General features: G+C 68.8%; 14 protein-coding genes and 1 tRNA gene. 7 read left to right on the top strand and 8 right to left on the bottom strand.

The annotated features are described in order from the left end of the window. Positions 1-41: 41 nt before the first annotated feature. Entirely contained in the window at positions 42-452 is a 411-nt protein-coding gene (locus KV203_RS13070) for a plasmid pRiA4b ORF-3 family protein (protein WP_083529837.1), read from the top strand. A gap of 65 nt (positions 453-517) precedes the next feature. On the opposite strand, the gene KV203_RS19685 is transcribed toward KV203_RS13070, so the two are convergent. After that, positions 518-1,237, bottom strand: coding sequence for a transglycosylase family protein (locus KV203_RS19685; RefSeq protein ID WP_083529836.1), 720 nt, complete (start codon positions 1,235-1,237; stop codon positions 518-520). A 458-nt stretch (positions 1,238-1,695) separates the two neighbouring features. On the opposite strand from KV203_RS19685, the gene KV203_RS13060 reads away from it, so the two are divergent. The 5 genes from KV203_RS13060 (at position 1,696) to KV203_RS13040 (ending at position 8,945) form a co-directional block, all read left to right on the top strand. Beyond that, positions 1,696-1,769, top strand: a tRNA-Met gene (locus tag KV203_RS13060). Between the two features lie 199 nt (positions 1,770-1,968). Next, positions 1,969-4,344 (top strand): helix-turn-helix transcriptional regulator, encoded by a 2,376-nt coding sequence (locus tag KV203_RS13055; RefSeq protein WP_066467601.1) that lies wholly within the window; start codon positions 1,969-1,971, stop codon positions 4,342-4,344. 126 nt (positions 4,345-4,470) lie between these two features. Continuing rightward, complete coding sequence (locus KV203_RS13050) at positions 4,471-5,493, top strand: hypothetical protein (protein WP_066467599.1); 1,023 nt, start codon at positions 4,471-4,473, stop codon at positions 5,491-5,493. Positions 5,494-5,604: 111 nt separating this feature from the next. Beyond that, positions 5,605-7,473 carry a dynamin family protein gene (locus KV203_RS19945; RefSeq protein WP_066467598.1) on the top strand — a complete coding sequence of 623 codons (1,869 nt, stop codon included), beginning with the start codon at positions 5,605-5,607 and terminating at the stop codon, positions 7,471-7,473. Then, on the top strand, positions 7,473-8,945 hold the full coding sequence (locus KV203_RS13040; protein WP_066467789.1) for a dynamin family protein: 1,473 nt from the start codon (positions 7,473-7,475) through the stop codon (positions 8,943-8,945). The genes KV203_RS19945 and KV203_RS13040 overlap by 1 nt, the downstream gene beginning before the upstream one ends. On the opposite strand, the gene KV203_RS13035 is transcribed toward KV203_RS13040, so the two are convergent. Beyond that, positions 8,942-9,520, bottom strand: a complete 579-nt coding sequence (locus tag KV203_RS13035) for a hypothetical protein (protein WP_066467596.1) — start codon at positions 9,518-9,520, stop codon at positions 8,942-8,944. The genes KV203_RS13040 and KV203_RS13035 overlap by 4 nt on opposite strands. A gap of 95 nt (positions 9,521-9,615) precedes the next feature. Between KV203_RS13035 and KV203_RS13030 the strand changes: the two genes are divergently transcribed. After that, positions 9,616-11,901, top strand: coding sequence for an Hsp70 family protein (locus KV203_RS13030; RefSeq protein WP_176573192.1), 2,286 nt, complete (start codon positions 9,616-9,618; stop codon positions 11,899-11,901). A gap of 351 nt (positions 11,902-12,252) precedes the next feature. On the opposite strand, the gene KV203_RS13025 is transcribed toward KV203_RS13030, so the two are convergent. The 6 genes from KV203_RS13025 to KV203_RS13000 form a co-directional block, all read right to left on the bottom strand. Beyond that, on the bottom strand, positions 12,253-12,885 hold the full coding sequence (locus tag KV203_RS13025) for a DUF1345 domain-containing protein (protein ID WP_066467593.1): 633 nt from the start codon (positions 12,883-12,885) through the stop codon (positions 12,253-12,255). After that, on the bottom strand, positions 12,882-13,727 hold the full coding sequence (gene fdhD, locus KV203_RS13020) for a formate dehydrogenase accessory sulfurtransferase FdhD (protein ID WP_066467592.1): 846 nt from the start codon (positions 13,725-13,727) through the stop codon (positions 12,882-12,884). The genes KV203_RS13025 and fdhD overlap by 4 nt, the downstream gene beginning before the upstream one ends. Positions 13,728-13,833: 106 nt before the next feature. Next, entirely contained in the window at positions 13,834-15,378 is a 1,545-nt protein-coding gene (locus tag KV203_RS13015; protein WP_157079695.1) for a GGDEF domain-containing protein, read from the bottom strand. A gap of 18 nt (positions 15,379-15,396) precedes the next feature. Further along, positions 15,397-15,951, bottom strand: a complete 555-nt coding sequence (locus tag KV203_RS13010) for a hypothetical protein (RefSeq protein ID WP_157079694.1) — start codon at positions 15,949-15,951, stop codon at positions 15,397-15,399. A gap of 101 nt (positions 15,952-16,052) precedes the next feature. Further along, positions 16,053-16,604, bottom strand: a complete 552-nt coding sequence (locus tag KV203_RS13005) for a pyruvoyl-dependent arginine decarboxylase (protein ID WP_246600142.1) — start codon at positions 16,602-16,604, stop codon at positions 16,053-16,055. Positions 16,605-17,216: 612 nt separating this feature from the next. Beyond that, the gene (locus tag KV203_RS13000) at positions 17,217-18,446 is read right to left on the bottom strand and encodes an acyl-CoA dehydrogenase family protein (RefSeq protein WP_066467585.1); all 1,230 of its coding nucleotides are present in this window, start codon (positions 18,444-18,446) and stop codon (positions 17,217-17,219) included. Positions 18,447-18,484: the final 38 nt, after the last annotated feature.

Genomic DNA, 18,484 nt, shown 5'->3' with positions numbered 1-18,484 from the left:
ATCGATTCCGGACAGGCAACGCTCCGAACTCGCCGTACTTCATCACCGAGTTCGACCTCGACGAGGGTGACGAAGGCATGCTCGAGGACGACGTTCGCCTCGACCAGGTGGTCGCCGGGGTGGGCGACAGGCTCTGGTACGACTACGACTTCGGCGACGGCTGGGAGCATGTCATCAAGGTCGAGGCCGTCCTTCCTGATCCGCCCGCCGAGATCGAACTCGTGACCGGGCGACGTGCCTGCCCGCCCGAGGACGTCGGCGTTCCCTGGGGCTACGAGGGGGTCGCGGCGTGGGTGGCCGGCGGCTACGACGACGCTCTGCTACCCGGTCAGTTCGAGGACGTCCGACACGCTCGGGACTGGCTCCCGGTCGGCTGGGAGCCGGCTACTTTCGATCTCGAGGCGGCTCGCGCCGCTGTCCGCGAAGTGTTGGAGCCCGTCGACGGCGAGTGACGGGTGATCCGGCCCAGTCGGGGTCGGCGTCGGATCGGCTGACCGCTTCGGCGTGGTGTCGAGTCTCAGCGCGGTACCGAGCCGATCGCAACACCGGCATTACCGACGAACTGCTGAACCTGGGCGTGCAGCGCGTCGTGCTGGGCGGCGAGCCGCTCCGCTTGTCCGGCGAGGTAGTTGCTCTGCTCGACGACACGGTCGACGGTCCGGGCAGCCAGTTCGCGGTAATCGGGCTGGGTCACCGCCGGCGACAGGTCGGCGGTCCACTGCTCGGTGGTCCGTTGATCCGTGGTCCACGGTTCGGTGGTCGGGGATATTTCCGGCTCGGTAGTCGGTACGGTCGGCTCCGCCGGAGTCGGCTGTGGCGCCGGTTGCGACACCTGTCGATAGTCCGGTTGCGATGGGGTGGTGGCACGCGGCGCCGTTTCGGTGACTCCGGCGGACTGACCACCGGTCAGGTACTGGCCGCACACCGGCCACGCGCCGGGGCCCTGACCGGCGAGCACATTCTCCGCCACGCGAATCTGCTCGGCTTTGCTGGCGTTGTGCGCCATGCCGCTGCCGCCGTACTCCTGCCACGTGCTCTCGGTGAACTGCAGGCCACCGGAGAACCCGTTGCCGGTATTGATCGACCAGTCGCCACCGCTCTCACAGGCCGCCACCCCGTCCCAGTTGTGCCCTTCGGCGGTCGCGTTGCTGGCGGTGATGCCGACTGCTCCGGCGACCAGCCCGCCGAAGAGAGCGGCGGCACCGAGCAGGTGAGTGAACCTCCGGTTGGATCGCATGCATCGTCCCTCTCCAGCGCCATGACACGTGGTACGTATCCCTGCCCCGCGAGGGTTGTGGACCTGAATCGCGGGGCAGATGCTCGACGGCGACCCGGGTCGACCCGCGTCGGTGTGCGGGCCGGTGCAGAAGACGGAACCACATTCCGTCACAACTCTCACGAAACCGACTGGCTACGCGGTTTTCCGGACGCTAACCGGAAGCGGCCTATTTGCGCTGGCAGAAAACGATCTTGATCGTGTTTCAACCTGGATTGCCGGGACTGATAGTGATTCGAATCACATAATCGCCCGGCGTGTCACGTCGATGCGATGGGTCTCGTGTCGGCAACGAGCGATCGTCGCGGGTGGCGTGCAACGACGACATGTATCGATTCGGGTGTCGCAGGCGCAGTCGGGCGCTCGCGACGGGCGATTTGCGTCGGCGGCAGGAGTGTGTGTATCGTTCTCCTTACCAACGCGGGGTGGAGCAGCTCGGTAGCTCGCTGGGCTCATAACCCAGAGGTCGCAGGTTCAAATCCTGTCCCCGCTACTCAAGGAAACGGCTCCGGAGACCATGTCTCCGGAGCCGTTTCCGTTGTCGTTGTCGTAGGAATGACGGACCGGTATCGCCGGTCGGACGTACGTGTCGGTTTCGACGCGCAACCGGATGACGCCCGTGGCTCGGACGGGGAGAATGCGGTCAGCCGGAGAAAGTCCGGGTCGGTAGTGAGCTGCGCGAGGTCGGCTGAGTGAGTGGGTCGGAACAGGACGGCGTCGCCGTCGTGGTCGGCGTGGACGGCGCCGGACGGACCCACCGGTTGGCGGCGATAGTCGGCACGGCTCCGACGGTCCGGATCATGCCTATCCAGCGGCCGGACGAGGTGATCGCCTTGCTCCCGGCCGGCTCGGCCGGCGTCCTGGTCACCGTCGACGACGCGCATCGCATCGAGCCGTCGGTGCTGCGTCTGCTGACCGTTGCCGCTCGGTCGGGTGTCCCGATGATCCTGACCCGGCGGCCGACCATCGATTCACCCGAACTGGCCGACCTGGAGGCCGCGGTGGCCGCCCGGGGCGTGGTTGCCGAGCTGTCCCCGCTCAGCGATGCCCAAGTCGCCCAGGTGCTGAGCCGCGATACCCCGGGCCGGGCTGCCGATCTCGATCGGGTCGAGGAGATCCGGCAGGCGTCGGCGGGGGTGCCGGTCTGGGTGGTGGCTTTGGCTGGTGCGGCCGGCCCGGCGCAGGTCCGCGCCCGGGTCGCCCGTCAGCTCGGTCGGTTGGCTGTCCCGATGCGCCGGCTTGCGACGGTGCTGTCGCTCGACCTCGATCTCGCCGACGACACGTTGGCCGCGGCGTCCGACACTCACCTTGCCGAGCTGGCGCCGGCGCTTCGCGCCTTGACGGAATCGGGCCTGATCGCGCCCGGTACCGAAGGGTTGATTCCGGCCGTCGCAGCAGCAGTCCGGGAACTCGCCGGTCCGGCCGAGCTGCGTCGGGCCCGCGAGTCGGTCGCTCGTGCGGTACCGGCCGGTGAGCCACTGCGGGCCGCCGAGCAGTGGCATGCCGCGCGGCCGCGATCGGCCGCGGCGGCGCAGGCCTACCTCGCCGCGGGCGAGCAGCTCCGATTCGTCGACCCCGAGGCGGCTGCGGTCTGGTTCGACCGGGCAGTCGACGCCGGGGCGGATCCGGGCGAGGTCGCCGCCGGGCGTGCGGAGACGGCGATTCTGCTCGGTCGGCCGGTCGACCTGGACGGACCGGTCACCCCCGTCGGCGCGGCGCGGCTGTCCGTGGCCGGTGGGGTCGCCGCAGCACACCAGGGGCGCGCCGCCCGAGCCGCAGCTGCGTTGTTGGCGAGTCCGACCCCGGGGCCGGTGCTGGCCGTGCCGGCGCTGGTCGCGACCGGCTCGCTCGAACGGGCCCGCACAGTGCCGATCGACGATTCGGCGGTGGCCTTGTCCGGCCGCCGACTGGCCTCGGCCGCACTCACGATGGCTGCGGACCCGGCTGCCGCGGTGTCGGTGTCGCTGGAGGCGGCGGAATTGTGGGAGCAGGCCGGCGCAGTCGGAGGCTTGTTGCCGGACACGCCGCATGCCGTCGCAGCGGTGTTGGCGGTGACGGCCGGCGATACCGCGACCGCCGAACATCAGCTCACCCGTGCGATCGACAGCGGGGTGGGCGGGCCGGCCGCCGTCGTCCGCCACCGGCTGCTGCTGGCCTGGGTTCGCCTACGCGCCGGGAGCTATGGCACAGCTCGGAGCGAGCTGGCCCGGCTTCGGGACATGCCGCTGCCGGGGCGCGAGGCGATGCTGCTGACCGCACTCGAGGCCGGTCTGGCTCGCCGGTCCGGCGACGTCGCACTCCTCGACGACGCTTGGCAGCGGGCTCAGCCGATGCTGGCCCGCCGCGCGGTCGACCTGCTCACGGCGGAAATCGTCGAGGAGTTGCTGGTCGCGGCGACTCGGCTGCGCGAGCTGCACAGCGTGCGGCCGGTGCTTGCCGACCTGGAGCAGATGATCGCCGGGCTCGGTCGGCCCGCGGTCTGGTCGGTCACCGTCGGCTGGATCAGGTTGCAGGTTGCCGTAGCCGCCGACGATCCGGTGGCGGCGGCGGCTGCTGTCGACGCATTGCCGCTCGTCGACGGGCCCGCCGAGTTGGCCGGTCGGCAGCGCGCGCAGTGTGTCGCCGCCGGGGTGTGGGCGGACGCCTTGTCGGGGGCGGTCGATGCCGTCGCCGTGCTGTCCGCGGCCGACGAGCTGGCGGCGGTCAGGTTGCCTTGGGAAGCCTCCCGGTTGTGTGGGCAGGCCGCCATCCGCGTCCGAGACTCCGCGGCGGCGCGGCAGTTGCTGGAGCGGGCGCGAGACCTGGCCGAGCCGGTGGGTGGCGATGCGCCGGGTGGACTGACCGAACGTGAGGTGCAGGTCGGCCGGCTCCTGCTGGCCGGACACGCGCACAAGGAGATCAGCGCACAGCTGTTCATCTCGCCCAAGACGATCGAGAAGCACGTCGCGAACATGCGTCGCAAGCTGGGCGTGACCACTCGCGCCGAGTTTTCGGTGGCGTTGCGCGGCTTGTTGGACGGCCGTCTTTCGGACGGACGCTTGTCGGGCGCGTATTTGTCGGACGGCTGACCCCGATCCCCCTACCGGATCCCTACCGGTTCGGGGGAAAGCCCCGATGTCGGCCGCTTCCGGCTATCGCAGGCTTGGTTCTCAGCGAGCCCCCGGCAGCTGGTCGGGCGGGACAAGGAGATCACCATGACCAACGTCGACGTCACCGCGATCGTGCTGGAGAAGCTGCGGGCGCTGTTCAGCGAAGTGTTCGGCAGCCCGGCGCAGACGGCGCAGTTTCTCGCCGACCCGTCGAGTGCCTTCGCCGCCCACGATCTCGTGCCGAGCGACCTGGCCGGGGTGGATATCGATCAGCTGGTCGGGCAGTGTGCGGTTCCCGGTGGGTCGGCCGCGTACGTCGGTGGCACCGCATCGACGGTGGGCAACGCCGGCGCGGTTCATGCCGGCGCGGTGGCGGCGGCCGGAAGCAGTAACGGTTACGCCGGCGCGCCACATTCCGGCGACGGTGTCGGGCACGTCGGCGGTGGTCATCCGGGTGACGGCGATTACCTGCCGACCGCCCAGATCGTCGAGCAGGTTACTGCGATCACCAATCAGTACTACGCCTACGACGATCATTCTTGGACCGTGACAGTGATCGGGAACGGCAACCTGGTGGAGTCCGGCACCGGGCATGCCGGCGGAGCGGACGCGATCGCTGCGGGGGAAGACCTGGGAAACGCCGTAACCGGCGTCGACGCGCAGGCCATCGGCGGCGCCGATACGGGCCAGGCAAACACCGGCGACGGCGCAGTTCCGGCGGACGGTGGAATCGTCGGTTCGGTCAACACCGGCGTGATCGATGACGGTGTGACTGCGGTCGGGGACCTCGGTCCGAGCCTCGAGTTCGGTGCCGGCTCGCCGAGCGTCGTCGAGGGATGGAACACGGGTGGATCGAACACGGGTGGATCGAACATCGGCGGAGCGGCGGTCGGGTCGGATCCGAGTAGCGCGCCGGACGACTACACCGACAACTCGCCCTACGCCGACGAGAGCTTCACCGATCAGAGCCCCGACTACTACTCCGACACCGGCTATACCGACGTCTCCGACCACCTCGATGCCGGCTATACCGCGGGCGGTCATCACGGTGACGTGATCTACGGCAACGACTCCGCCACCGCGATCGAGGATGGTCCGGGCGGACAAGAGGTGCTGACCGTCGGTTGATCGGGGAATGTATTTCCGCAGCTGGGGCCGTGGTCCCGGTTGCGGAAGAGCGTCGGGACGCGAAGCCGGGTAAACAGGATGTCGAGAACACAGGGGCCGGAGAGACGATAGATGCGTAAGGATGAAGCCCGCGGGCTGGCCCGGGCGGCCGTTCTGGTGGATCAGGGTTTACGGGCGGCCGCCGCCTACAACCGACCCGATCTGACCGAGTTCTTGCAACGTTCCCGGCGAAAGCTGGCCGACCCGGCCGTGCAGGTCGTGGTGGTCGGTGAGTTCAAGCAGGGCAAGAGCGCGCTGGTCAATGCGCTGGTGGGGACGGCTGTCTGTCCGGTCGACGACGACATCGCCACCGCCGTGCCGACTTACGTCCGGCACGGCGAACGGCCCGTTGTCGCGCTGTTGCGTTCGCCCCGGCAACCGGACCCGATGCCCGCGGTCGAGCGGCGACCGGTTCCGTTCGATCAGCTGCGGTGGCACGTGCTCGAGTCCGAGCAGGTGGCCGAACCGAGCGAGCCGGTGACCGACGGGGTGGTGGGTGCGGAGGTTCGGGTGCCCTGCCCGCTGCTCGAGGACGGTCTGATGTTGGTGGATACCCCTGGGGTCGGGGGGATCGGCTCGGCGCACGCGACCGCCTCGCTGGCCGCGGCCTCGCTGGCCGATGCGTTGGTTTTCGTCACCGCCGCGGCGCAGGAGCTGACCCAAGCCGAACTGGACTTTCTGCAGCAGGCTCGCAGCCTGTGCGACACGGTGATCTGTGTGCTGACCAAGGTCGACCTGTATCCGTCCTGGCGGCAGATCGCCGCGCGCACCACGGAGCATCTGCGTCGGGCCGAGATCGACGCGCCGGTGCTCGCGGTCTCGTCGACGCTGCGGGCGATAGCGGTTGCGTCCGGCGACTCGGAACTGGACGTCGAGTCCGGGGTTCCGGAGCTGATTCGGGTGCTGCAGGACACGGTCGGGGGGGACGCCACCGAACGGCTTGCGATCACCGCCGCGGCGGATGTGGTGACCGTGTGTGACCGGATCACCGACCAATTCCGGGCCGAGCGCGCCGCGTTGGTCGAGCCGGAACAGGCACAACAGATCCTCGCCGAGTTGACCGCGGTGCGGGAGCGGATTCAGGTGCTGCGCTCGGCCGTCGCGAAGTGGAATCAGACACTCAACGACGGCACCGCCGACCTCGTCTCCGACATCGATCACGACCTGCGCCGCCGGATCCGGGCTGTCGTGGTCGAGGCCGAGGAGGCCATCCAGGAGTCCGACCCGGCCGATACCTGGCCGGCGTTGCGTGCCTGGCTCCGGGATCGGATCGCGCACGAAGTGCTCGCCGACTACGCCTTGTTGCAGCGTCGGGCCGCCGAGCTGTCCGAGCTGGTCGGCGCGCATTTCCGCGAGGCCTCGGGCGAGATCCTGGACGAGATCTCGATCCACGACCCGGCGCCGCTGGTGGACGGCCAGGACATGGCGGGCCGGTTCGAGCCGGCGAAGATGAAGGTGAGCAAGCAGGCCGTCGTCGCGATGCGCAGCGCCTACGGCGGTGCCGTGATGTTCGTCATGCTCGGCATGATGGCGGGCGTCAGTATCGGCCCGATCGGGCTCGGCATCGCGCTGGTGATGGGCCACCGGGGGCTGCGGGAGGAGAAGCAGCGGCAGCTCGAACTGCGACAACGCGAAGCCGGCGCGGCGGTGCGCCGATACTGCGACCAAGTCGGGTTCGTGATGGGCAAGGACTCGCGCGACACGCTGCGGCTGATCCAGCGTCAGTTGCGGGATCACTACACGGAGCTGGCCGAGCAGCTGGACCGATCGAACACCGAGGCGCTGCAGCGTGCCGGTGAGGTGGCCGGCCGCACCGAGGCCGCCCGGAAGCAGCGGTTGACCGATCTCGACGCCGAACTCGGTCGGATCCGGCAGCTGCGGGTCCGGGCCTGCGACATCGATGGCCGGTCCGACGCCGGCCTGCTCATGGCGAGATCGTGATGCTCGACGAGACCCGGACGCTGGTTTCCCGCGCGATCGACGTCTATGTCGGTACCGCGGATGCCGAATGGCTGGCCGGGCTGGAATATCGGCTGACCGAGCCGCTGCGGGTCGCTGTCGTCGGTCGGGTCAAAGCCGGCAAGTCGACCTTGCTCAACGCCCTGGTCGGCGATCGGCTCGCACCGACCGACGCCGGAGAGTGCACCCGGATCGCCACCTGGTACGCCGACGGTCACACCTACCGGGTGACGGCGCGGCTGACCGACGGCGAAAGCCGTCAGCTCCGGTTCACCCGGGACACAGCGGCGATCACGGTGGATCTGGCCGGCCTCGACCCCGACCAGGTATCCCGGCTCGACGTCACCTGGCCGTCGGCCGGGCTGCGCGCCGCCACCCTGATCGATACGCCGGGGATCGGTTCGTTGTCCGCACCGACCGCGCGGCGAGCCTGGGATCTGTTGATTCCGGCGGACGACGAACAACGCTCGGCGGACGCCGTCGTGTATCTGCTCCGGCATCTGCACGGTGACGACGTCGAGTTTCTGCGGGCGTTCCACGATCCGGTATGTGGCCGGCCCAATCCGGTGAATGCGATCGGGGTGTTGTCCCGGGCCGACGAGATCGGTGGGGGCCGGCTGGACTCGATGACGTCGGCGGGCACCATCGCGGCCCGGATGTCCGCCGACCCGGTGGTCCGCCGGGTGGTGCAGACCGTCGTTCCGGTGGCGGGGTTGCTGGCCGAGACCGCTGCCACCCTGACCGAGCGCGAGGTCGCCCAGCTACGCCGCGTGGCCGAGCTCGACCCTTCGTCGGCGGACCGGTTGCTGCTCAGTGCCGACCGGTTCGCCGGCAGGGCGGCGCCGTCGCTCTGCCCCGAACTCGGGCTCGACGTCGATCAGCGGACGGCTCTGCTGTCTCGATTCGGCCTGTTCGGAGTTCGGCTGGCGACCACCCTGCTGCGACAGCAGCCGGCCTGCCCGGCATCCGTGCTCGCCGACGAGTTGGCCGCGCACAGCGGCATCGACGAACTTCGCACGGTGTTGGGTTCGCTGTTCCTGCGGCGCGCCGACGTACTCAAGAGCCATTCGACGTTGGCTGCGTTGACGGCGCTGACCCGGGCTCGGCCGCGGCCCGGCAGCGATGCGCTCGGGGCTGAGGTGGAGCGGATCTCGTCGGCCGCACATCCGCTGCGGGAGCTGCGCGTGCTGTCGGCGGTGCGCTCCGGCTGGATCAGCGGCCGACCCGAGGTGATCGCCGAGTTGGACCGGCTGATCGGCGGTGGGGGGATCGAACTGGCAGCTCGGCTCGGCAGGTCGTCGGGGGCTGGCCGAGCCGAGCTGCGGGGTGCCGCGGCCGAGGCTTTGGAGCGCTGGCAGCGTCGGGTGGAAAACCCGATGACCGACCGTCAGTTGGTCGCCGCGGGCAGGGTGGTGATCCGGTCGTGCGAGGGCATGCTTGCCGAACTCGCCTAGATGGCGCCCGGATCGTCCGCTGCCGTTTCCGGATCGTCGGCGATCGTGTGGTCGGCGATCTCGTGGTCGGTGATTGTGTGCTCGCCCGATGCCGCGTGGCTCAGCCACGAGCCGGCGCCGAAATCGTGTCCGGTGTCGAACGGGTCCGGATGGAACTCCCCGGAGTCGACCGACCCGAAGGTGGCCGCGTGCAGGTCGGTGGGGGGGTGATCGAGGACGTGCGGATCGAGGGCTTGGACCAAGCCCGCGAGCTGCGCGGTGCCGAACCCGTCCGCGGGTCCGGTGCCGCCGGCTCCGAAGTCGAGGTCGTCGGTCGCGCCGGCCGGCACCGTTGCGAGCAGATCGAAGCCGACAGTCGGATCGGGTTCGGTGCCTGCGGTGACTGCGGTGACGTGTGGTGCCAGATGCGCGGCCACCTCGATCGGCGCGGTGTCGCAGTAGCTGACGAGCGTCTGATTGAGCAGTTCGGCCGGCAGGTCGCCGTACCCGGCTGCGTGCAGAGCGGCGCCGATGTCCGGCTCTCGACCGACGACGAGTCGGTCGAAGATCTCCAGCAGGGTTCGGTCCGTGTCCACCCCATCAGGGTAGGGAGCAGACGTACCCGGCGAATAGGGGACATCCCGGTATTTCGGCCCGATATGGCCGGGTTCCGGTCGGTGCGGTGGTGGCGATGACGCTCGGTGGGGTGCTGTCCGAGGGTGCGGCGCGGGACGGATACGTTCTCGGTGTCGACCTCGGCACGACCTTCACCGCGGCGGCGACCTGGCGTGACGGGCACTCGGAGGTGGTCGCGCTGGGTGACAAGTCGGTGGTGATTCCGTCGGTTGTGCTGCTGCGTGACAACGGCGTGCTGCTGACCGGCGCCGCCGCCGAGCGTCGCGGGATGATCGAGCCGCTCCGGCTGGCCCGGGAGTTCAAACGGCGGTTCGGTGACCGTACTCCCTTGCTCTTGGCCGGCACGCCGCTGCTGCCGGAGGAGCTGACCGCCGCGTTGTTACGCGCCGTGGTCGACCTGGTGACGACGCGAGAAGGTGGGTCACCGGACCGGATCTGCTTGACGTACCCGGCGAACTGGGGTGCGTTCAAGCAGGACGTGTTGCGTTCGGCGACGCGGCAGTCCGGGATCGAGGTGCCGGTCTCGATGATCACCGAGCCGGCCGCCGCCGCGGCTGCGTACGCCGCTGAACAGCGGGTCGCGCCGGGCAGCGTGGTCGCGGTCTACGACCTCGGCGGCGGCACCTTCGACGCGACCGTCTTACGCAAGGGACACGACGGCTTCGAGCTGCTCGGCGTACCGGAAGGGATAGAGCAGCTCGGCGGCATCGATCTCGACGCCGCCGTGTTCGATCACGTGACCGCGGTGTTGGGTGCGCGCTGGACCGAGCTGGACGAGGACGACGCGGCCACGATTGCGGCGGTTGCCCGACTACGGGCAGAGTGCGTCGACGCGAAGGAGATGCTGTCGTCGGATACCGATGTGTCCATCCCGGTCTTGCTCCCCGGGTTCGGCATCGAGGTGCGATTGACCCGGGCCGAGCTGGAAGAGATGGCCCGGCCGATGCTTCGGAGTACCGTCGACGTCTTACGCCGCACGCTGGCGTCGGCGCAGGTGGAACCGGCGGAGCTGGATTCGGTGCTGTTGGTCGGCGGGGCATCTCGGATGCCGCTGGTGGCGCAAATGGTCGGCGCCGAACTAGGCCGCCCGGTTGCGGTCGACGCGCACCCCAAGCACGCGGTCGCGTTGGGTGCAGCGCGGTTCGCCGGCCGGAGCGACGTTTCGTCGGCTAGCGGGACGGTATTGCCCGGCGAGCCGGGCGGGACGGTATTGCCCGGCGAGCCGGGCGGGACGGTATTGCCCGGCGAGCCGGGCGGGACGGTATTGCCCGGCGAGCCGGGCGGGACGGTATTGCCCGGCGAGCCGGAATCCGTAGCTGCGGTATCGGCGTCGCCTCCGCCGGGACCGGCGGCGCCGCGTCCGGTCGCGCGATCGCGTCGTCGGGGTGTCGCCGCGGCGGCAGCCGGGTTGCTCGTCGTTCTGGTCGCCGTCGCGCTGGCGGGCTGGTGGAGCGGGGTTCGTAACAGCCGGTCCGCCGGCGCCTCGGCCGCAGATCTGGGTCCCACGCAGCAGGAGTTGCGTGCCCTCGTCGACCAGGGTGTGGCGGTCGCCGGTCGCGATCTGCGGGGCAACTGGGTACCGCAGATCTCGGCCGAGCCCGGCGCGGTGGACGATTCGGTGGTGCTGGCCGAACACCGTCGGTTGGTCGGCCAGGTGCCCGGTGCCGTGCTCATTCGCTCGCGTGACTATCCGCAGGTTTTCGAGTCGGGTGCGGCCGAATACGTGACGCTCGCCGACGCCGCGTTCGGCACCGCCGACGAGGTGTTCGTCTGGTGTGGGTCCCGGCCGGTCGATTGTGTCGCGCGTCGGTTGGTCGATACCGGTACCCCGGCGGACAACACCGACTACCCGATTCGGCCGGTCGCGACCGGCCACGGGTCCACGGGTGCGGTGGTGACCGACAGCGGCGCCCGGGTGACCACCGCGGAACCGGTACCGAGTAGCCCGCCGGCCGAGTCTCCGGCGGCGCGCGAGGCCCGGCCGCCTGCCGGTGGTTCCGGGTCCGGCGCCGGCGACGGGCCGCCGGCAACGGCGAGCCCGGACGAGGGGGCCGGCGGATCCGTTCCGTCGGAGCCGTCCACCCCGAGCAGCGACACCTCGGCTTTCCCGCAACCGCCGAGCGACGGGTCGACGACAACCCAACCGGAGCCGGCGCCGGTGCAGTCGGCCACGGTGGTGCCGGCTGTGGTCGACGAACCGACCGAAGCGATTCGGCCGGTCGAGCCGCTCCTGCCCACCGCGGGGGTGGCTCGGCCGCTCCCGGCCGGTGCCGATCTTGCCGCCCCGACGAAGGACCACAGCGACCCCGACGATCCGTCGTCGGGGGCTGCTGTGCCGTAGACGATCGCCCGGATCGGTGCGGCATCGGGGGCGTCCGATCGGGAATCTTCGGAGATCGCAGGATGGTTGACTTTCGGTCTCCGTCACACGACGATCTGTCTCGGACACGCTTTTCGAAGCGTGCGAGGAGAATCTCGGATGACCGACCTGATCCGATGCTGGTATCGGCGGTGCGTCCCGGGGTGCCCGGCGCAGCGTCCTGCGGGGTGCGCTGCTTGCCGGGACGGCCGCCGCAGCGGCCGTCGCTACGAGTTCGCGGCCGAGTGCCGCGCGGGCGAGTCCGGCGCTGCGGCGGTATCCGGGTTTCGTCGCCGGACGGACGGTGCGATCGTCGGCGGCGGAGGGTCCGGGCTATTTCGCCACGATCCCGACCACCAGGTTGATCATGGTGGCCATGATGGCGGTTCCGAACACGTAGGACAGCAGGCAATGTCGGAGCACCACCGAGCGGATCACCGGGTCGCTCACCGCGGTGTCGGAGATCTGGTACGTCATGCCGAGGTTGTAACTGAAGTAGAGGAAGTCTCGGTAGGTCGGCCGGGCATCGGAGTTGAAGTCGATACCGCCGATCGTGTCCCGGTAGTAGCAGTTGGCGTATCGGGCCGCGTACATCAGGTGTAAGCTGGCCCAGGACATCGCGGTTGCGCCGAGCGCGAGCGCGGCGGTGGCCGCGTCGCCGGAATTGCCCAACACGAGCAGCAACACTACGGCGAGCAAGCCCCCGGAGGCGCTGATGGTGACCGCCATCTCCTCCAGCCGGGGTCGGAAGTCCTCTCGGTCCGAATGTCGGTAGGTGGCGTCGGCGTCCAGCGGCCACAGCGTGAGCCATCCGCTGATCACGAACAACCCGCCGCCGGCGGCGATTCCGGTGAGCACTCCGATCGGCCAGGTCTTCCACGTGCCCACCGCTACACCGACCGCGAGTCCGGCGACCACCGCGCCACTGAGCCGGGTCATCGCGGAGGTCGGTTGTCGCGCGCTCATCTCTGTCCGGCTGGTTCGTGGATCAGCCGATGCAGCCCGGTGTAGCCGTTCATGGTGGTGCCGCGCAGAAAGCCGACGAGGGTCAGGCCGGCGTCCGCGGCGAGGTCGACGGCGAGTGAGCTGGGTGCCGACACCGCGCCCAGCACCGGGATTCCGGCCATCACGGCTTTCTGCACCAGCTCGAACGACGTTCGCCCGCTGACGATCAGGACGGCGTCGTGCAGCGGTACCCGATCGGCGCGCACCGCCCAACCGATCACCTTGTCCACCGCGTTGTGCCGGCCGACGTCTTCCCGTACCACCAACGGGTTTCCGTCGGTATCGAACAGCCCCGCCGCGTGCAGGCCTCCGGTCGAGTCGAACACTTTCTGCTGCTCGCGCAACTGCGCCGGCAGCGTCGACAGCAAGGTGGTACTCACGGTTCCGGCGTCCCGCGGGATCGGAAACCGGATCCAGGTGCGAACCTGGTCGAGGCTCGCTTTGCCGCATACGCCACACGCGCTGCTGGTCAGGAAGTTGCGGGCGGCAAGCGCAGCTTCGGGCGCTATCCGGCTGCCGGCCCGCAGGCGGATGTCGAGCGTGTTGTAGGTGTTACGGCCGTCGTCGGCGCCGGCACAGTAGCGAGCCGTGGCGATGTCGTCGGCAGTATCGAGAATGCCTTCGGCGAACAGGAAGCCGTAGGCGAGGTCGATATCGTCGCCCGGTGTGCGCATCGTCACGGTCAACGGTGCTCCGTCGACCCGCAGCTCCAGCGGTTCTTCGACGGCGAGAGTGTCCGGCCGCCGGATATCGCCGGTCGGGGTGAATCGGTGCATGGTGCGGCGAGTGGTGACCCTGCCCATCGAGGCCCTCCTCGTCTTCCCGGTCGATTCTGCGACAGCGTCGGCGAGTTCGCCACCGGCCGGTGCGGCGCGCCGAAGATCAACCCGTGGTCGGCGCGTCGGCCACTCAGCGCCGGACGGCCTTCGGCTGGGTGTCCCAGAATGTCGGAGCGATGACATGGTCGAGCGCCTGCACGGCTTCGTAGAAGGCATACCCACCGACCGCGCGTGCCTTTGCCAGATACATCGCCGAGTCGGCGTCTCGGATGAGTTGATCCAGGGTCGCGTCGGTCAGCTCGTGCTCGGTGTGTGCGATCCCGATGCTCGCGGAAATCCGTGCCGGACCGGAATGGAGCTGGAACGGTGCGGTGAGCGCGTGCACGATGCGATCGGCGACCATGCCGGCGCCCCGCCGCCCGGTCGGCACGGCCACCACGAACTCGTCGCCGCCGTACCGGGCGGCCAGCGCATCCGGCCCGACCACCTCGCGGATTCGCTGCGCCGAGTTGGCGATCAGCTCGTCGCCGGCGGCGTGACCCAAGGTGTCGTTCACCAGCTTGAATCCGTTCAGGTCGACGAACAGCAGGGCGACCGAGTTGCCGGCCCAGTCCCGGCGCGCCTCGGTGCTGAACCGTTCGATCAGTGCCTGACGATTCATCAGGCCGGTCAGTTTGTCATGATCGGCCTGGAACTGCGCGTTACGTTCGCTCATGCTGCTGCGCTTGATCGCGCGTTCGCTGCGGATGAGGACCCCGACCAGCAGCGCGCCGAGCAAGACCGACATCACCACCCGGTCGACGAACTCCAGCCCGGCACCGATAACCGGTACCAAAGTGGCGACCAGCAGCACCACGGCAACCGCGGTCGCGCGTTGCCGGGAACGTTCCCGGTGCGTCGGGCGCAGCGTGTTCAGATGCACCATCGACGGCATCAGTGCGGCGGCGCCGATGCAGGCGCCGCCGACCAGGTGCGGTACCAGCAGCGCCGCCGACGACAGGTCGGTCCGGCCGGCCGCGTCCAGGGCGTAGCCCATATCCCCGATCAGCACGCATGCCACGGCCAGCTGGACCAGGCGCAGCGCGGCATCGTTGCGGGTCGAGACGAAGATCGAATGCATCAGCAGCGCGAGCAGGCCGGCGTCGATGATCGGAAACGCCACGGCGATGGCGTTCTCCACCGCCCCGCCTTGGCCGGCTCGTAGCGCCGGCGAGATCAGCGTGGTCCACGACGCGAGCAAACCGCCCAGCGCGATCAGCACGGTATCCAGCAGCAGGTCGAAGTCGATTCGGCTCGCGGGCTGGCGGAGCCAGCAGGCGGCCAGTGCGGTCACCGCGATCACCGCACCGACCAGCGAAATCAGGTCGCTGAGCAGCAGGATCGACGGATCCGCACGGCTCACCGGGTTCATCCGGATGGCCGCGCCGGTCGAGTAGGCGGCGCCGCAGATCAGCACACACCACCAGAAGGCCGGTTTCTCCGGCTGGTACCGGTAGATCCCGGTCAGTACCGCCGCCGTCATCCCGAGCCCGACGATCGCCAGAACGATCTCCGACACCCAAGCGGATCTGGCGGCCAGGTGAACCGCGATTGCGGTCAGCGCCAGCGTCCCCAGAATCATCGCCGACTGTTGTCCGCCGACATGGCGGCGCCGACTCCCCGAAGCCGTCGTCACTTCGATCCCCTTGGTCAACTATTCCGTACTCGCCGACCCATTGTGGGCTGGATTTCCGTGCTCTGCCAGATGTGCAGCGTAGAACGTTTGATGATCGACGGTTTCCACCAGCGTGTTGCCCCAGGCGGTGATGATTTTCTCGGAGGCGCGGCCGAGCTGGAACTGGCCGTCGTTGAATCCGCAGATATCCCAGCCGCACACTCCGCGGGCTGCGATCGTGCGCCGATACGCTTCGGCCACCATGTCGCGGAATGCGCCGCTGTGCATCGCATGCGGATGGACCAGGACGAAGCCGAGATAGAAGATGGCGTTCCGGGCGGCCTGCTCGGGGTAGCGAGACCGGAAGAACTCCGGGCTGATCCAGGGCACCGATTCGAGCTGATTGGTGAATGTGGTCAGGCCGACCGGTTCGCCGTCGTCGGCCCAGGCCACGATCTTGTCGATCCGGGGGTCTGCCATCTCGGCGCGGAACTCGTGCTCGTAAAGCACGTGTCGAGCTGCTGCCCGGACCCGCAGGGGGCCGAAGGCGGCCTCGTAGAGCTGTTGAAATGTTGCGACCGATGGGTCAGGCAACGTCGGTTCGACGGTTACGCGAAGTTGTGGCCGATCTGGTGGTCCGGTTCGGACCGCACTGCTCGATGTCCTACTTGCTATGTCGGATGGTTGATCATCAGTCATCTGGCTCCACCGGTAAACCACGGCGTCGATTGGTACGCGGCCAGCACAAGTGCGCAGACAGGCCGATCTTCACACCGAGTGGCCACTGTGCGGTACGCCGGACGGCTGAATCCACCCGGCCGATTGCTGGTCATGTCCTCAAGACTAGCGTGGATCAGGTCGATCACTTCGGATTCGGTCTCTGCTTCGTGTTCGACGAAAAGTCCCGCGCCGGAACCGTCGTCACTGAGCGCCCAACCGATTCCGGCGGCGGCGGTCTGCCCCGGCCGGGTCGCCCGCTGTTCGGCATAGACGCAATAGAGCCGGTCGCCCCAGTTGATCGGTTTGCGTACCCGGTCGGTGGCGACGATTGCCGAGTTCGGCGGGATCACCGAGGACAGCCGGATCAGATTCGCTTCGCCGACGCCGAGGACGCGCAGCGCGGCATCGAAGGCGGCGAGGGAGGTCGGTGCCGTGCCGATAGCGGTGCCGAGCTCGATGTTCAGTCCCGCGGGCTGGACCCGCGCCTTGCGCGGTTGTTGGACATGCCGGAAAAGCGTGGCGGTCACTGGTCTCCCTCATTCGTCGTGCGCCCCGTCGCGGTGCGAATAGATGAAAGTCTGGCCTATCCGAACCTTCATTGCACGCGGACCCTTATAAATGCCTTAATACAGACAACAATAGTGTATTTGCCTCGAATTGGCGGTGAGCGTCGGCCGAGGCGCGAGATGATCTAGCTGGTCGAGCCGGCTCGGGCCCGTCGTCTCGACCCGGTCGGCATCGATCGGAATCGCAGATACTCGGGGCGAGTTGCCGCTCGCCCCGAGTGCCGGACGGTCGGCGGTGGCAGATTTTGCCGGAATGCATTCCGATCGTTATCAGGGCGACATGTGGGCGAATGGGGCTATCGACGCGCGAGAGCGGGTTCAGCTCTGCGGACCTACCTGATCGGCGTTGTCCACGGGTGTGTACGGACAGCTGGCGACTGTCAGGCAAATCTCGGGACGAGACGCCTCGATGCGGTGCGCGGCCGTCGGCGCCGGTGGGCACGCGCCGCCGACCTGGTCGGTCGCGGACTGAACCGGATGTGACGAACGGAACGGCCGGGGGAGCGGACGACGGAAATCGTCAGCTCCCCCGGCCGGGGACAGCAAGGTTTGGGCAACGGAAGAGAGTCAGGTCTACTTCAGTTCGGCACTGCTCTTGTCGAGCACTCGCCGCGCGACGATCAGCTGCTGGATCTGTTGGGTTCCCTCGAAGATGTCGAGAATCTTCGAGTCCCGGGCCCACTTCTCCAGCAGGCTGTGCTGCGAGTAGCCGATCGAGCCGGCCAGCTCGACCGCCTTCAGCGTCACATCGGTTCCGGTGCGACCGGCCTTGGCCTTCGACATCGACGCTTGCAACGAGTTCGGCTGCTTGTTGTCGGCCATCCACGCCGCCCGCAGCGCCAGCAGGTAGGCGGCCTCCCAGTCGGCTTCCATCCGGAGGAACTCGGCTGCGGCGGCATGCTGGTTGTTCGGCGGGATGTCGTAGGAGATGGTGACGCCGGCGTCGGTGAGGATGCCGCGTAGCTCCTCGAGCGCGGCCCGGGCGACGCCGACCGCCATCGCGGCGACCATCGGGCGGGTGTTGTCGAAGGTCTGCATGACCCCCGCAAACCCCTTCTCGACGTTCACCTCGGGGCTGCCGAGAATGTTCTCCTGCGGTATCCGGCAGTCCTGCAGGACCACCACGGCGGTGTCCGACGCCTTGATCCCGAGCTTGTGCTCGAGCCGCGGCACGCTCAGTCCGGGCGCGTCCCGGGGGACGACGAACGACTTGATCGCCGCCCGGCCCTTGCTCTTGTCCACCGAGGCCCAGACGACGATGTGGGTGCAGCGATCCCCGGCGGTGACGAAGATCTTCTCCCCGTTGAGCACCCACTCGTCGCCGTCGAGCACGGCGGTCGTCGTGACCGCTGCCGAGTCGGAGCCGAAGCTCGGCTCGGTGATCGCCATCGCGGCCCAGACCTTGCCGAACCGTTCCAGCTGCTCGTCGGTGGCGACTGCGGCGATCGCGGCGTTGCCGAGACCCTGGTAGGGGATGCACAGCATCAGGCCGACATCGCCCCAGGACGTCTCCAGCGAGTTGAGCAGCGCCGACATGTTGCCACCGTTCTTGTTGCCGGTGATGTCGGTGTCCGGTCGATCGCTGTCGCCGTCGCTCTTACGGCCGCTGGTGGCGCCGCTGACGTCTTGTTCGCCGGAGTCGGCCAGGCCGTCGATCATCGCCGCCATGGTGTCCAGCTCCACCGGGTATTCGTGCTCGGCGAGGTCGTACTTACGGGAGATCGGGCGGAAGATCTCCGCGGCCACCTGGTGTGCCTGGTTGGCGCTGAATCGGAGCTTCTTCGGAAGTTCGAGGTTGATCATGTAGAGGTCTCCTGCGTGGGTGTAGGGGTGCCTGGTCG

It is taken from the genome of Skermania piniformis (assembly GCF_019285775.1).
Lineage (GTDB): Bacteria > Actinomycetota > Actinomycetes > Mycobacteriales > Mycobacteriaceae > Skermania > Skermania pinensis.
Note: the sequence above shows the minus strand (reverse complement) of the source record. Positions and strands in the feature narration are given on the sequence as shown.

What these genes read in the sequence shown, in the direction of transcription:
- KV203_RS19685 (WP_083529836.1), bottom strand. Translation starts at nt 1,237, where the DNA reads ATGCGATCCAACCGGAGGTTCACTCACCTGCTCGGTGCCGCCGCTCTC.
- KV203_RS13050 (WP_066467599.1), top strand. Translation starts at nt 4,471, where the DNA reads ATGACCAACGTCGACGTCACCGCGATCGTGCTGGAGAAGCTGCGGGCG.
- KV203_RS19945 (WP_066467598.1), top strand. Translation starts at nt 5,605, where the DNA reads ATGCGTAAGGATGAAGCCCGCGGGCTGGCCCGGGCGGCCGTTCTGGTG.
- KV203_RS13040 (WP_066467789.1), top strand. Translation starts at nt 7,473, where the DNA reads ATGCTCGACGAGACCCGGACGCTGGTTTCCCGCGCGATCGACGTCTAT.
- KV203_RS13030 (WP_176573192.1), top strand. Translation starts at nt 9,616, where the DNA reads ATGACGCTCGGTGGGGTGCTGTCCGAGGGTGCGGCGCGGGACGGATAC.
- KV203_RS13025 (WP_066467593.1), bottom strand. Translation starts at nt 12,885, where the DNA reads ATGAGCGCGCGACAACCGACCTCCGCGATGACCCGGCTCAGTGGCGCG.
- fdhD (WP_066467592.1), bottom strand. Translation starts at nt 13,727, where the DNA reads ATGGGCAGGGTCACCACTCGCCGCACCATGCACCGATTCACCCCGACC.
- KV203_RS13000 (WP_066467585.1), bottom strand. Translation starts at nt 18,446, where the DNA reads ATGATCAACCTCGAACTTCCGAAGAAGCTCCGATTCAGCGCCAACCAG.